The 15,068-nt window shown below is 30.4% G+C and carries 13 protein-coding genes; 3 read left to right on the forward strand and 10 right to left on the reverse strand.

Annotated elements, in window-relative coordinates; all coding sequences use genetic code 11:
* Window positions 1–3: 3 nt before the first annotated feature.
* The 6 genes from ACKTTR_RS02690 to ACKTTR_RS02715 form a co-directional block, all read right to left on the reverse strand.
* Window positions 4–1,239, reverse strand: coding sequence for a radical SAM protein (locus ACKTTR_RS02690; RefSeq protein ID WP_408026406.1), 1,236 nt, complete (start codon window positions 1,237–1,239; stop codon window positions 4–6).
* Between the two features lie 76 nt (window positions 1,240–1,315).
* A complete protein-coding gene (locus tag ACKTTR_RS02695; protein WP_408026407.1) occupies window positions 1,316–1,543 on the reverse strand; it encodes a hypothetical protein in 228 nt (75 codons plus the stop codon).
* 142 nt (window positions 1,544–1,685) lie between these two features.
* Window positions 1,686–1,889: a hypothetical protein gene (locus tag ACKTTR_RS02700; protein WP_408026408.1), complete on the reverse strand. Its 204-nt coding sequence runs from the start codon at window positions 1,887–1,889 to the stop codon at window positions 1,686–1,688.
* Window positions 1,890–2,222: 333 nt separating this feature from the next.
* On the reverse strand, window positions 2,223–2,837 hold the full coding sequence (locus ACKTTR_RS02705; protein ID WP_408026409.1) for a deoxynucleoside kinase: 615 nt from the start codon (window positions 2,835–2,837) through the stop codon (window positions 2,223–2,225).
* A gap of 93 nt (window positions 2,838–2,930) precedes the next feature.
* Entirely contained in the window at window positions 2,931–3,611 is a 681-nt protein-coding gene (locus ACKTTR_RS02710; RefSeq protein ID WP_408026993.1) for a response regulator transcription factor, read from the reverse strand.
* Window positions 3,604–5,196, reverse strand: a complete 1,593-nt coding sequence (locus ACKTTR_RS02715; RefSeq protein WP_408026410.1) for a sensor histidine kinase — start codon at window positions 5,194–5,196, stop codon at window positions 3,604–3,606. The genes ACKTTR_RS02710 and ACKTTR_RS02715 overlap by 8 nt, the downstream gene beginning before the upstream one ends.
* Before the next feature lie 119 nt (window positions 5,197–5,315).
* Between ACKTTR_RS02715 and ACKTTR_RS02720 the strand changes: the two genes are divergently transcribed.
* Both ACKTTR_RS02720 and ACKTTR_RS02725 read left to right on the forward strand, forming a co-directional pair.
* Window positions 5,316–6,149 carry a GLPGLI family protein gene (locus ACKTTR_RS02720; RefSeq protein ID WP_408026411.1) on the forward strand — a complete coding sequence of 278 codons (834 nt, stop codon included), beginning with the start codon at window positions 5,316–5,318 and terminating at the stop codon, window positions 6,147–6,149.
* A 94-nt stretch (window positions 6,150–6,243) separates the two neighbouring features.
* Window positions 6,244–9,030 carry a carboxypeptidase regulatory-like domain-containing protein gene (locus tag ACKTTR_RS02725; RefSeq protein WP_408026412.1) on the forward strand — a complete coding sequence of 929 codons (2,787 nt, stop codon included), beginning with the start codon at window positions 6,244–6,246 and terminating at the stop codon, window positions 9,028–9,030.
* 58 nt (window positions 9,031–9,088) lie between these two features.
* Here ACKTTR_RS02725 and ACKTTR_RS02730 read toward each other — a convergent pair whose 3' ends face one another.
* Window positions 9,089–12,031 (reverse strand): zinc-dependent metalloprotease, encoded by a 2,943-nt coding sequence (locus tag ACKTTR_RS02730; protein WP_408026413.1) that lies wholly within the window; start codon window positions 12,029–12,031, stop codon window positions 9,089–9,091.
* 87 nt (window positions 12,032–12,118) lie between these two features.
* Between ACKTTR_RS02730 and lipB the strand changes: the two genes are divergently transcribed.
* Window positions 12,119–12,823, forward strand: a complete 705-nt coding sequence (gene lipB, locus ACKTTR_RS02735) for a lipoyl(octanoyl) transferase LipB (protein WP_408026414.1) — start codon at window positions 12,119–12,121, stop codon at window positions 12,821–12,823.
* Window positions 12,824–12,872: 49 nt separating this feature from the next.
* Here lipB and ACKTTR_RS02740 read toward each other — a convergent pair whose 3' ends face one another.
* The 3 genes from ACKTTR_RS02740 to rsgA form a co-directional block, all read right to left on the reverse strand.
* A complete protein-coding gene (locus tag ACKTTR_RS02740) occupies window positions 12,873–13,517 on the reverse strand; it encodes a YceI family protein (RefSeq protein WP_408026415.1) in 645 nt (214 codons plus the stop codon).
* 65 nt (window positions 13,518–13,582) lie between these two features.
* Window positions 13,583–14,035 carry a D-aminoacyl-tRNA deacylase gene (gene dtd / locus ACKTTR_RS02745; protein ID WP_408026416.1) on the reverse strand — a complete coding sequence of 151 codons (453 nt, stop codon included), beginning with the start codon at window positions 14,033–14,035 and terminating at the stop codon, window positions 13,583–13,585.
* Window positions 14,036–14,109: 74 nt separating this feature from the next.
* A complete protein-coding gene (gene rsgA, locus ACKTTR_RS02750) occupies window positions 14,110–15,051 on the reverse strand; it encodes a ribosome small subunit-dependent GTPase A (RefSeq protein WP_408026417.1) in 942 nt (313 codons plus the stop codon).
* Window positions 15,052–15,068: the final 17 nt, after the last annotated feature.

Below are 15,068 nucleotides of genomic sequence, written 5' to 3' on the forward strand. Positions count from 1 at the left end.
TATTTAGACAACAAACACTTTATCTTCTTTAGAAAAAGACTCCAATTCTTCTTTGTAAGGAGAGTTCGTGTTTTTATAAAAAGCAGAAAGATAATTTGTGATTTCCTTAGGTTTTATAGGTTCTATATTTTCTTTTTCGTGTAATTCAGGATAACATGACATGAAAAACTTTTGTATATGAGCTATCAGTTTGATTAGATCGTTACAGTAAACAGAAGGGTTATTGAAACCGCTTTTTTTGCTATAACGATGAACTAATCTGCCTCCTTTACAAATTTCATTTAATGGGCATTCCAAGCATTGTTTACAAAGCTTAGTATTAAAATCATTAAAATATAGTTTACCCAAAGATGTATGCTGTATATCTTGAAAACTATTTTCTTTAATATTTAGTCCCGTTTTTGTAAAACCATTACCACAAGCTTTTAGAGAGTCAATAGCCTCGATTTCTCCATTTGTTTCTATAACTAAAACAGTTGATTCGTTTTTTGCTTTTTCATTAACTCTCATAAGAGAGTTTAGTAGGCCTAAAAATAGTGGAATTTTAAATCTTTTAGAGTCGCCAATCCAAATATCAAATAAATTAATTAACCAATCAGCCATTAAGGTTTTGTCTTTGTCGAAAGGAAAATTGTCGTGTGTGTAATCGGGAATTAAAAAATTTACATAGCTAACATTCATTTTCTTGAAGCTATCATAAATTTCTTTTGGACTTTCTTCAATGTTAATAACACAAGCGATATCAGCAAAATTCATTTCATTTTTTAATAACTTAATACTATCAAAAACGGTATCGTAGCTACCATTTCCTTTATGGTCTACTCGATACATATCGTGTGCTTTTTTTGTGCCGTCAATACTTACACTAGGGTAAATGTTTAATTTTTTAAATAGCTCTATCCAATTTTTATCTAAAAGGACGCCATTTGTTTGCAAGTCGTATGAAAAAGAAACGTCAGTAAGCTCGTTTTGTATTTCTTTTACCTTGTTTATAAAATTTATGAAAAAATCTTTGGAAGCAAGTAGAGGTTCACCTCCATGAAAAATAAAAGAAAATTCTTTTTTCTGATATTTTTTTATATAGTTTTTCGTTTTTTCAATGATATTATCAACTACTTCTGTAGACATAAACTTTGGCTGGCTTTTGTAAGTAGTATCTCCAAGATTATACATGAAGCAGTATGAGCAATTAAGGTTACACCTACTAGCAATTTTTATGGCTAAAGAATTAAAATTCATAATTTGAAAAATATTGATTAAAACAAGGAAATTATACAGAAGTACAATTTCCTTGAGAAGATTTTATAAAGTTATTCTATAATTTAAAGACCTCTTTTTCAGCTTCAACTTCTATAATTCCTACACATTTTTGTAGTTTGTCACTCCAAACTAATCCGTCAGGGCATACTCTTCCACCACCACTAGTAGGATAATAAATTTCTTCTTCAACATAAATAGCACCTCCTTTAATAAGGCCTAAATTGTTAGTTTGTAAGTTTGAAAACTTTTCCAATCCTTTTGGTAAAAAAAATGTTTTTTTCATGATTATTAATTTTAAGTTAATTGCTTACTCTATTTTTTAGTTTAAAATCACATTTTCAGCTGCCTGTGAAAAAATTATATTCATACTCATTTTGTTTAATGTATGGTTGAGTATGAGAATAATTAATATTGTGATGTTTATTTTAAGGATTAAGACTTGGAACTAATAGAGAGGATTCAGGAGATAAACGTTTTGCTATAATAACATTATCATCTTCATCTGGATCAACAATTGCTGAATAACTAGCAGAAGTTTGAATAGTTCCCCCTTTAATGGTATTTAAGTTGTTTATTTGAAAGATTGAAAATTTTTCAATTTCTTCAACAGGAAAAAATGTTTTTTTCATGATTATTTATTTTAGGTTAATTGCTTACTCTATTTTTTTAAGTTTAAAAATTACATTTTCAGTTACCCGTAAATGATTAAACTAATAGAGGTTAATAGGCTTTTTTTTAAATAAGTTGTCACAAATATTAGCTATTTGATAAGAAAAAGTAAGGTGACTATGTGACTATTTATAAAAAAGGGAGGTACAATTTTAAAATTATAACACTCTTTGAGAAGTAGTAATAAGCTTGACCTAAGAAGGAAATTATAAAGTATTGGAGGTAATAGCAAACCCTTTGTTCTCATGTTAGAAAACAAAGGGTTTATTTATTATTGTATTAAGTTTTAATGCTTAAAATAATCCGTTTATTTGAGCATCTATTCGGTCAATGACATAACCTAAATCTTCTTGATTGTCGACAAAGTCTAAATTATCAACATCAATAATTAATAATTTACCTTTGGTGTACTGACTAATCCAAGCTTCATAACGTTCATTTAATCTGCTTAAGTAATCAATACTAATAGAGTTTTCGTATTCTCTACCACGTTTATGAATTTGACCTACTAATGTAGAAATATCTGCACGTAAATAAATTAATAAATCTGGTGGTGTTACTAAATTTTCCATCAATTCAAATAACGAAGAATAATTACTGAAATCTCGGTTAGTCATAAGCCCCATAGCATGTAAGTTGGGAGCAAAAATATGAGCGTCTTCGTAAATAGTTCTATCTTGAATTATTTTTTTACCAGATTTACGTAGCTCTAACACTTGGCGAAAACGACTATTTAAAAAGTAAACTTGTAAATTAAAAGACCAACGTTCCATTTCAGCATAGAAATCGTCTAAGTATGGATTTTCATCAACTGATTCAAAATGAGCTTCCCAATTATAGTGTTTTGCTAATAATTTTGTTAAAGTGGTTTTACCCGCGCCAATGTTCCCGGCAATTGCTACGTGCATAATAATTGTCTGTGTAAAATGTTTTTTAATATTGCTGGCACTGCCAGATTAGGGGACGGTAAAATTACATAAAAAAAGGAATTCATAAACAATTTAACAGATCAATTTATAGCCATAACCTCTTACGTTTACAATTTGAATATTTTCATCATGTTTTAACTTCTTTCTTAATTTAGAAATAAAGACATCCATACTTCGAGCATTAAAAAAATCGTCATCTCCCCATAGCTTTTTCAAGATAAAAGATCTGTCTAAAATTTCATTTTTTCTTTGTGATAAATGAAACAGTAATTCTGATTCTCGATGTGTTAATTTTTTAATCTCACCATTAAAAGACAAAACTTGTTTGGTGTAATTAAAAATATAATTACCAATGTTAATTGCATCGTAGTTCCTTCTTAACTCAATTCTATCCAATAGTGCATTAATACGAATAATCAATTCTTCCATGGAGAAGGGTTTTTTAAGATAGTCGTTTCCACCGTGTTCAAAACCTTCAACAACATCTTTAGCTTGTGATTTTGCAGTTAAAAAAATAATAGGAAGGTGTTTGTTTTCCTGTCGTATTTCTTTAGCAAGAGTAAAGCCATCTTTTTTAGGCATCATTACATCTAAAACCAAAATGTCAGGTGAGTTAGTTTGGTAAATTTCATAAGCTTCTTCACCATTAAGTGCATGAAATACTTCAAAATTTCTAGTTTCTAAACTTTCTTTTACAATTTGTCCTAAGCTAGGTTCGTCTTCAGCTAACAGCACTGTAATAATTTTACTCATCATTTAAAACAATTTTAAAAAGGGTATTATTCGGTTTTGAAGTTAAGGATATAACACCACCATGTTTTTCAATAATCTTTTTGGTATAATATAAGCCAATTCCAAAACCTTTTACGTCATGAGTGTTCCCTTTAGGAATACGATAAAACTTATCGAATATCTTTTCTTGTTGATTTTTGTCAATTCCTTTACCGTCATCAGCAATAGTTATTTCAATAGCGTTTAATACTTGGTTAATGTGTACCTCTATTTTGTTTCCGCCATATTTGATAGCATTATCCAATAAGTTTGAAATGGCATTCTCAAAGTGAAATACATCAATATCTGTGACTATTTCATGTTTGTTTGATGAGAATTGAATTGTTTTTTCTGAGTTGGTAAACTGATGTTTTTTAGCGTTGTTTTCTATCAATTCAACTAAATTGACGGGTTCTTTCTTTAAAAGTAATTTTTCACTATCAAGTGTAGCTGTTTCTAATAATTTTTCCACCATTAAATGAAGTTTTTCTATCTGTACAGATGAAATAGAAATATATTTTTTAGTTTTTTCTTTATCATCTATAGCATTAAAATTATTAATAGCTTCTAGTGCAGTTGAAACGGTAGTTATCGGTGTTTTGAATTCGTGAGTAATGTTGCTAATTAAATCGTTTTTAATTTCAGCAAGTTCTTTTTGTTGATTGATGACTTTTAATAAGTAAAATAGACTTGTAATAACAGCCAATGAAAGTAAAAGAGATAGTATAATTCCTGTCGAACTTCGTTTAAGAATTTCACTTGACGGGTTCTCATATAATAAGGTTAGCTTTTCATCACTTTTAACATAAGTAGACTTAGCATCGCTTTGTAGGTTTAGTGTAGGTGCTTCTTCTTTTTTTGATGAGTAAAAAAGGGTATCATGTTTAAAGTGATTTAAGTAAAAAGAAGTTGAAATACCTTTAGTTGTTAATTGCTTTTTTATAATTGAATCCAGTTTCACATGATCTAAAGAATCATTTTGAACAGAAATAAAAATGGTTTGTAATCCTTTTATTAATTTTAAGCTATCAGTAGCTCTCTTACCCTTAAAGACTTTTACTTCTTTAATTCTTGAAGAATCAAGATGAATACCAGATGTATGATCTTTATTAAATTGAGTAATCTGGGTGATTTTAGAATACTTTTTAGAAGTGGAGTCGTTAATCTCATGCCTCATATCATTAAGAAGTGAATCAACAAAATAAGAGTTCATCTCTTTAAACTCTTTCGGGTTGTCAGTTTTAATATCAAAAGAAGAAATTTTAAACTGTATACTGTCCTTTTTTTTCTCAACTTGAGAAGAAAAAACTTCTTTCCAAATGTTTTGGTCGTTAAGGTTGTTTTTTGAAGTTGTTTTGTCAGCTTCTACTATTGCAAAAAAGTTTTGCTTAGTTAAAGCAGCGTAATACTCTTCAACAGCATTATCTAAACTTAATTGAATTTCATTTATAACACGTTGCTTGTTTTGTTGGTAGTTTTTGTAATTCCAATAAAACTGTATCAGAATTGTAACAACAATTGTAGCGCTAATTAAATATAATATCCAGCGGTGTTTTTTTGTATTCATGTTTCAAAGATAAAGTGTTAAAGTGAATAAAAAACACGGTTAACACTCGTTAACACTCATTAACTCAAAAAGATAATATAGCTAAGCATATTTGTAGTGTTGAATATAAAACTAAAGAAATGAGAAATATCACATTATTAATATTGTTACTAAGTGCATCAATGTTTTCACAAAGTTTTCAAGGAAAAGCTACTTACAAGACACATCGAAAAATTGACCTTAAAATAGGGGATAAAAAAGGAGTACCAAACTCTGAAATGCAAAAAAAATTGCAAGCACAATTAATGAAGCAGTTTCAGCAAACATATACGTTAAATTTTAATAAGTCAACTTCTACATATAAACAAAACAAAAAGCTTTCTTCACCACAAGCTCAAGTAGGAGGAGTGCAAATTCAAGTAATGGGAAGTGGAGGTGGAACTGATGTTTTGTACAAAAACATAAAGGATAAAAGATATGTAAATAAAACAGAAATAAGTGGTAAACGTTTTTTAATAAAAGACAAGTTAGAGAGCTTTGATTGGAAAATGACAGGAGAAACAAAAAATATAGGAAACTATACCTGTTATAAAGCTACTAAAACTAGAAAAGAAACCAGAACTTCAATGTCTATGACTGATGGAGAAACAGAAGAAAAGAAAGAAGAAGTAACTATTGAAACTGTGGCATGGTATACTCCTGAAATTCCTATTAGTAATGGTCCAGGACAGTTTTGGGGTTTGCCAGGGTTGATCTTAGAAGTACAAGATGGAAAACAAACAATTGTTTGTACTGAAATCGTTTTAAATCCGTCAGAAAAAATAGAAATAAAAGAGCCTACTAAGGGGAAGAAGGTTACTCAAAAAGAATTTGATAACATAATGGATGAACATACGAAGGATATGATGGAGCGTTTCAAAAACAAACGAAAAAGTAAAGACGGAAACTCTTTTAGTATAGAGATACAAGGGTAGTCATTATTGTATTAAACTTAAATCCTATCTCTTATTTATAGTATTAGTGTGCTATAGTTTAAAAAAGCCACTTACTTAATAATAAAATCATGTAATGAAAAAAATATTATTCATAGCTATTTGCATAGCTACCTGGGCTGTTAATGCCCAAATTACACTAAAAGGAGTTGTGAAAGATAGTATAGGAACTCCGCTTGAAATGGCAAACGTAATTGCTATTAACAAAGCTACCAAAAAGTTAGATTCCTACGGATTCACTGATGCAAAGGGGAATTATAAATTAAATTTAGCTCAAAATGCTACCTACAGTATAAAGGTAAGTTATATAGGTTTAAAAACAGCAGAAGTTAATGTAGAGACGAAAGATAGTAATTTGTTTAAAGATCTTACTTTAGAAGAAGATAACAGTTTAGATGAAGTAAATATCACTTATAAAATGCCAGTTACGGTAAAAGGTGATACAATTGTATATGATGCGGATAGTTTTAAAAGTGGAACGGAAAAAAAATTAGGAGACGTACTTCAAAAATTACCTGGAGTTGAAGTAAATGATGATGGTGAAATTGAAGTTGAAGGGAAGACTGTAAAAAAGGTGATGGTTGAAGGAAAGGATTTTTTTGATGGAGATTCTAAATTAGCTACTAAAAATATTCCCGCAAATGCGGTAGATAAAGTTCAAGTACTTAAAAATCATAGTGAAGTAGGGCAAATGAGTCGTGTTACTGACAATGAGGATAACGTTGTTATAAATATTAAATTAAAAGAAGGAAAAAAGAACTTTTGGTTTGGAGAAGTTGCTGCTGGTTTAGGGTTAGGTATGGAAGATAGTCGGTATATAGCACATCCAAAGTTATTTTATTATAGCCCTAAGTATAGTTTAAACATTATAACTGATGTAAACAATATTGGAGAAGTGCCTTTTACAATGAGAGATTATTTTAAGTTTACAGGAGGCTTTAGACAGTTTGGAGATAATAACGGAACAAACTTTAATGTAGGTTCTAATGATATTGCTTTCTTAACTTTAAGAAATAATAGAGCGAAAGAGATTGAATCAAAATTTGGTGCTTTAAACTTTAGTTATTCTCCAAAGAAAACTTGGGATATTAGTGGATTTGCTATCTATTCAGGAAATGAAACAGATATGGAGGAAACTACAGAGCGTATGTACTCAAATGCTGGAGTTGATATAAATAACTTGCCTCCATATGATGAGAATAATCCGTCTTCAATAAAGTATATTGATACCGAACAAACACAAGATGTAACAAATCAAAAAAGTGATTTAGGTTTGTTTAAAATAAGCTCAAGTTTTAAGCCAAACGCAAACAATCAACTTGATTATGATATTTTTGCTAAGGTTTCAAAGCAACAGCAACTACAAACAACATTATCATCAAGGACATATTTAAATGCAGATGATGAGGTAGTGCCTATTCATCAAGTTTCAGAGCAAAGTCCGTTTTCAATTAATCAAAACTTAAATTATTATTATACCTTAAATGATAAAAATATTTTTGCTTTTGAGGCGCAACATTTATGGCAAAATGAAGATCCATTTTACAATGCTGAACTAGAAAAATTATCTTTTTATAACCTATTATCGTTGACCAATGTTAATCCAAATCCGGGGGATCATAATTTATTTAATGTAAGTCAGAATAAAAGAATAAAAACAAACAAGTTAGATGCAAAATTAGATTACTATTATGTGTTAAATTCTAAGAGTAATTTAAATATGACTTTTGGAGCGACCTTAAGTAATCAACAATTTAACTCTACTATTTTTGAAATTTTAGAAGGAAATAAAAATGAAATTACTGAGCCAAATACAGGTAATGATGTAGATTTTTCTTTTGATGATTTGTATATGGGCTTACATTATAAATTCATAACAGGTATTTTTACCTTTAATCAAGGTTTTACATTACATAACTACGTGTCAAAAAACACGCAGTTAGGTTCTGTTTATGAAGATAACTTTATCAAGTTGTTACCAGATGCTTCGGTAAAAATTAACTTAAAAAAATCAGAGACACTACGTTTAAACTATGCCATGCAAACTAGTTTTACTGATGTAAATAAATTAGCGGAAGGTTATGTTTTTAATAATTATAATAGTCTATATTCAGGAAATAGAACTCTTGATAACTCATTATACCATAATATAAATTTGAATTATTTTAGTTTTAATATGTTTAATTATACCAATGTTTTTGGGACAATTAACTATAGTAAACGTATTAAAGAAATTAAGAGTAATACAGAGTTTATTGATGTTAACCAAGTAAGAACTTCGGTAAACTCTGCTTTTCCTGATGAGTCTATTTCTGCAAGGGCAAATTTTCAAAAGAGTTTTAGAAAATTTAAGTTACGATTAGGAGGTAATGTGTCTTATGGAAAATCGAATAGTTTAATTACCGATCGTCAAACTGGGGAAACAAAAAATCGATTAGCGAAAACATTTTCACAAAGCTATACCTCTAAATTTAGTACAAACTTTAAAGAAGCTCCGAATTTTGATGTTGGTTATAACGTGTCTATTAATAACTCAGATATTGGAGGAGTTGAAAATACTTTTACAACACATAGTCCGTATATAAACGTTGACGCTTTTTTCTTAAAAGAATTTATTTTTACATCAAAGTATGTGTATAATAGAGTGCTAAATAATGGAGAAACAATTGATAGTTATGGTTTTTTAAAGGCAGACTTTACGTATCAGAAAAAAGATAGTAAATGGGAATATAAAGTTGGAGTTACTAACCTTTTAAATTCAACAGGGTTGAACCAGAATAGCAGTAATGATATTTATGTGAGTAATTCTTCGTATGTAATTCAACCCAGAATAGCTATGTTTACAGTGAAGTATAATTTGTAATAAAATAACAAGAGCAACCAAATTTGGTTGCTCTTGTTATTATTTTTTAGCTTGTAAACTATCTAATAGCTATTTTTCTTGTTACTTGTTTACCTGCATTTTCAATTTGTAAAAGGTAAAGTCCACTAGCAGCTTTAGTTAATTGTACTTTTTCATTAAACTGACTAGAAATAGTTGAGAATTTTTGCGTTTCAAGTAATCTACCTCTGAAATCAAAAAGCCTAATAATTGTTGACTCTTTGTCTTTTACCTTAAAGCTCACTGTGAGTTCTCCGTTTGAAGGGATAGGATATGTTTGTAAGTCATCAAATAAAGTATTGTCTGTAGCAAAGCTCTCTTCAACGGTAACAGTATAGTCTTCAACTTCACCATTAATATTAGATTCACAAGCATTAGGTGATGAGTTAAGTTTGGTAGAAACTCTTAAAGTTGTTGAGCCCAGAGGAGCGTTTTCTGGTACACTTATAGAAACACTGTTAGATATCACTTCATAAGCTTCGTTAGTATCAAAAACACAGTTTTGATTCCAGTCTACCCAAGCAAAAGTTTTAATATTACTATTGCCATCTGTTTTAATTATAGTTGATAAATCATAAGTTGCACCTCTAGCAACTAATGTGCTTTCATTAGTAAAGTCAGAATATCCAGTTGTTTTATCAGAGTCATTGTTAATGTCATTAAAGGTTACATTAGTAATGCTTATTTGAGACTCTGTTGTTCCTGTGGATTTACAAATGTTGTTGTTTTTATTTATATTAAGGCTTACTGATTTTGTTATTGATCCTGATGAAGCTGTAACATCAATTACATGATCTCCAGTAGGAATATTATTAATATTATCAATAGTAATTATGATTTTAGAATCAGTATTAACAGTTTTTTTGTCAAAAGAAATAGTTGAATTCTCTGGAGTTCCTGAAGCTGAAAAGGTAACATCTTCATCAAATCCGTTTGAGGTTACATAATCTAATTCAATTTTAATATTGTTAGAAGCTGTTCCACAAATTGAAGTATCTCCGCTTAAATTAGAGATAGCAAAGTCAGGGGTCGTATCTATTTTAAATTGTGGGGTAATGTTGTAAAAGATATTATCTGCAGCTTCAATCATTAATATAGCATTGTTTGTTGTAGCTATATTAGGAAGAGTTATTGTTTCTGTTCCATCATTAGGAGTATTTTCAAGAAGTATTACATCAAAAGAAGTTCCTCCATTTGTAGACAATTTGATGTTTACGTTCTGACAGTTAATAGGAGAAATATTTGTTTCACCAACTAGCCATTTAATTTCTCTTGCTGTATTAGGTGCCCAAGTGGGTTGACTATTAACTAAGAATGGCTGAGCATCTGTTACAGTTACTTTCATATCATCTCTAGCTGAGCTTCCTCCACCTGAATGATTATCTCTTACAGTTAAAGCAAAATCTAATTCTCTTGCTACAGAAGGTAAAACTTCCCATGTGGTAGAAGTATTGCCACTTAATACTGTAGATAGTGCAGGCATATATCTGTTAGGTGATGAAGATGGAAGTAATGATCTGAACATTGGACCTCCAGTGTTAGTAGGTAAAGGAGACATTGTTGCAGTTTCATTATCAATTTGCTCCCAAGAGTATGTTAAAGAAGCTGTTCCATCAGCATCAGTAGCTTGTCCTTTTAAGATAAAAGGAGTAGATTTAGGAATACTTACATCGTTTCCAGCGTTAGCAGTTGGAGCATTATTTCCTGTACTTGTTGAGGTTGCACAACTTCCTGATCCTTGTACATGACTCCACATTTGAGCGATACTAACTGCATGAAAATAATCATCACTTACATTTTGTACATTTGGTGAACAAATACCAGCGTAAGCCATAATTGTAGAACCACTTCCAGGTTCAACAGCAGTGTTAGTACTTCTGTTTCCATCACAAGAATTATTAAATGTATGAGTTGCACCAAATTGATGTCCGACTTCGTGTGCAACATAGTCTATGTCGTATGTATCGCCAATAGGTTGGCTTCTACCAGTAACTCCTTGAGCTTTATAGTTTGTAACACAAACAGAGTTTAGTTGAGCTAGTCCTCCAGCTCCAGTACTAAATGTATGGCCTATATCATAATTAGCATCGCCAATAATGTTATCACATTTTTCCTGGCTTTCGTCAATCAAGGTTCCAGCACTATCATTTGTTAAGCCATCTGTATTTGCATCTAAAAAGATTAAAGCATCATTATTATCTACGATAACCATCCTTACAGCTAAATCTCTTTCATAAACAGCATTAACACGGGTAATTGTAGTGTTCATAGCAGATAATACGGCTGCTTTTTTTTCTGCATCACTAGCAGATGATGACACTCCTTGATTATTTATATGAAACTGTGCATACTCACCAGTACAAGCTATGGCCATTCTATAAGTTCGTAAGTTACCATCATTAGCGTTTCTTCTTTGACGTGGCGATGTGTTTTCTTCTTGTACAGTGTCTTCAACTTTACACAAGAACTCATCTTTACCAGATGTCAAACTACTTTTTTTGTAAATAATATACTCCCTATAATCTTTAGTATATGGGTTTATATATGAAGTACCTTCATTTGCAGAAAAAATAATTGCGTGAACTCCATCTTTTCCAATACTTATCTTGGCAGAAGATGAAGGATTGTCAATTCCTTGAGCCGAAAAAGATTTAATCATAGGGAATTTTTCAGCTAAAGAAGGAGCTAGATAAGAGGTTTCTTTTATAGAAAATCTTTCTAGTTGTCCATTAGCATTTGGAAGTTGTATTACTCCTGAATTTGAAGTGTTTTTAGATTGCAGATTAGGCAATGTGTTTTTAAAACCATCTAAATTCAAATTCATCAAAACGTATTGCTTTGGTAAAGAATTAGTATTAAAAACTTCTTTTTTTTGTTGAGTAATGGCATCCTTATGAACTCTTGTCCATAGTTGTTGTGAAAACAAGTTAGCTATTGACAGATAGAAAGCAAATAAAAAAGGAAGGGTACTTTTTTTTAACATGATTTTTGTAATTGATATACGTTATAGTTTATAACAGTAAAACTTTAAATTTCCCTACCTTTGTAAGGTAGTTTAGCGGTACAATTTATGAATAAAAAAATAAGAATTAGTGATCTAGGAAGAAAAGATTACAAAGAAACATGGGATTACCAAACTAACCTTTTAGATGAAATAGTATCATTAAAAAGAGAAAGAAGAAACGGAGATAGTGAAATAGAAACTCCTAATTATTTTTTATTTGTTGAACATCCGCATGTGTATACCTTAGGAAAATCAGGAGATATAAATAACCTTTTATTAAATGAAGAGAAGCTTAAAGAAAAAGAAGCAACTTTTTATAAAATTAATAGAGGAGGAGACATAACTTATCACGGTCCAGGACAAATTGTAGGCTATCCAATTTTAGATTTAGAAAATTTTTTTACTGATATTCATAAGTATTTACGTTTGTTAGAAGAATCAATTATTTTAACAATTGCTGAATATGAATTGGAAGGGGAAAGAAGTGAAGGAGAAACAGGAGTGTGGCTAGGTGTAGGTACACCATTTGCAAGAAAAATTTGTGCTATGGGAATTAGAGCAAGTAGATGGGTTACCATGCATGGTTTTGCCTTGAATGTAAATGCTAACTTAGGTTATTTTGATAATATAATTCCTTGTGGAATCCGTGGAAAGGCTGTTACTTCAATGGAGGTTGAGTTAGGAAGAAAGGTTTCAGAAGAAGAAGTAAAAGAGAAAATTATAAAGCACTTTAAAGAATTATTTGAAGTAGAAGAATTTATAAAGGAATAAAAAAAAGGGTTGACAATTGTCAACCCTTTTTAGTTCTTAAAAACTAAAATTATTTCTTAGCTTTTACTTCAAAAGAAATTTCCATTAAGTCGTTGATAAACTTATCTTTTAAAGCAGCATCAATTTTCTTAGACTTGTAAGTAACACCAAAGTCAGTTCTGTCAATACTAAAAACATCACTTTTAAAAGTTACCATATCGTCAGCTTCAGTAACAGTAGCAGGAATAGTAATACTCTTTGTAACATCTTTAAGTGTTAAGTTACCAGTAACGTGTACTTTTCCGTCTTTTAATTCAGAACTTGCTACTTCAAATTTAGCAGTTGGGAATTTTTCAACATCAAAGAAATCACTAGCTTTTAAGTGATCTTCTAATTTTTCTTTACCGTTTCCAGCTTCTAAATCTTCACAAGAAATTGTAGTCATATCGATAATGAACTCTCCAGATTTTACGTTTCCGTTTTCAACCTCTAAAGTTCCTTTTTCTAAACTTACTACACCGTTGTGAGAACCAGTTGGCTTGCTTCCTTTCCAAGTTACAGTAGATTCTGCAACATTAGCTTTATAAGTATTGATGATGTTTTCTGTTTTTGCAACTTCTTTAACTTCGTCGCTAACAGCAGTTTTGTTTTTTTCTGTCTTACAAGAAACTGCTCCAATTGCAATAAAAGCAATAGCTAAAATTGTTTTTTTCATTTTTGTGTTTTTAATAATGATTATAAATCAGGTACAAATATAATTAAAAATAATTCCCATGGAAATTATTTTTTGTCTTTAGAATCGATAATGATGGTTACAGGTCCGTCATTTAGTAATTCTACTTTCATGTCGGCTCCAAATTGGCCTGTTTGTACTTTTTTTCCTAAATCAACTTCAAGTTGTTGAACAAATTTTTCATATAGAGGAATGGCAATATCTGGTTTTGCTGCTTTAATATAGCTAGGGCGATTTCCTTTTTTAGTGGAGGCATGTAAGGTGAATTGACTTACAGCAATGATATCTCCATCTATATCTTTAATCGATTTATTCATAACACCTTCATCGTCATTAAAAACCCGAAGGTTTGTTATTTTATTTGACAGCCATTTAATATCTTCTTGAGTATCTTCATTAACAATTCCAAGTAAAATTAAAAGGCCATTTTGTATTTCAGCTACTCTTTCACCTTCTATAGTAACGCTAGCTTTTGAAACGCGTTGAATTACAATTTTCATTATATATAGATTGTTGAATTTTTTTGGTTATTTGGATGTTCTGAGCCTTTGTATAGGCTAGACTAAAAAATGTTTTACTCCCAAATATCAGTTCTGTAGTGTTCGTCTTCGCCTTCTAAAATTTGTAGATAACTTTTATAACGAGACCAAGCTATTTCTTCATTCTCTAAAGCCTCTTTAACGGCACATTGCGGCTCATTGATATGAATACAATTATTAAACTTGCAATGTTGTTTTAAAGCAAAAAACTCAGGAAAATAATCGCCTAATTCATCTTTGTCCATATCAACTACACCAAAACCTTTAATCCCTGGAGTGTCTATAATGCGAGCATCAAAACTTAAATCAAACATTTCAGCAAATGTGGTAGTGTGCTGTCCTTGCTTATGTTGTTCAGAAATTTCTTTTGTTTTTAAATTTAAAGAAGGTTCTATAGCGTTAACCAAGGTGGTTTTTCCAACGCCCGAGTGACCAGCAAACATACTTACTTTGCCTGTCATTAATTCTTTAATTTTATCAATATTAATGTTTTTGGTAGCAGAAACTTCAAGACACTCATAACCGATGGCTTCGTAAATGTCTTTTAGATATAAAATTTCAGCACGTTGCTCAATTTCATAAGAATCAATTTTATTAAAAACTAATACAGTTTTGATTGAATAGGCTTCTGCAGTGACTAAAAAACGATCGATAAATGTTGTAAATGTAGGAGGGTTGTCTATCGTAATCAATAAAAATACTTGATCAATATTAGAAGCAATTACATGAGTTTGCTTTGATAGATTTACAGATTTACGAACAATGTAGTTTTTACGTTCGTGAATATTGGTAATTAAACCTGTTTCTTCATCGTTTTTAGTTTCTAATGAAAAATTAACAATATCACCTACAGATATAGGGTTTGTACTTTTGATTCCTTTAAGACGGAATTTCCCTTTAATACGACACTTATATAGCTCGCCTTCAGACTTTACCCAATACCAACTTCCTGTAGATTTATAAACCGTTCCTGTCATAGAACAAAGATGAGAAT

This window comes from Tenacibaculum litoreum (assembly GCF_964513915.1).
GTDB lineage: Bacteria > Bacteroidota > Bacteroidia > Flavobacteriales > Flavobacteriaceae > Polaribacter > Polaribacter litoreum.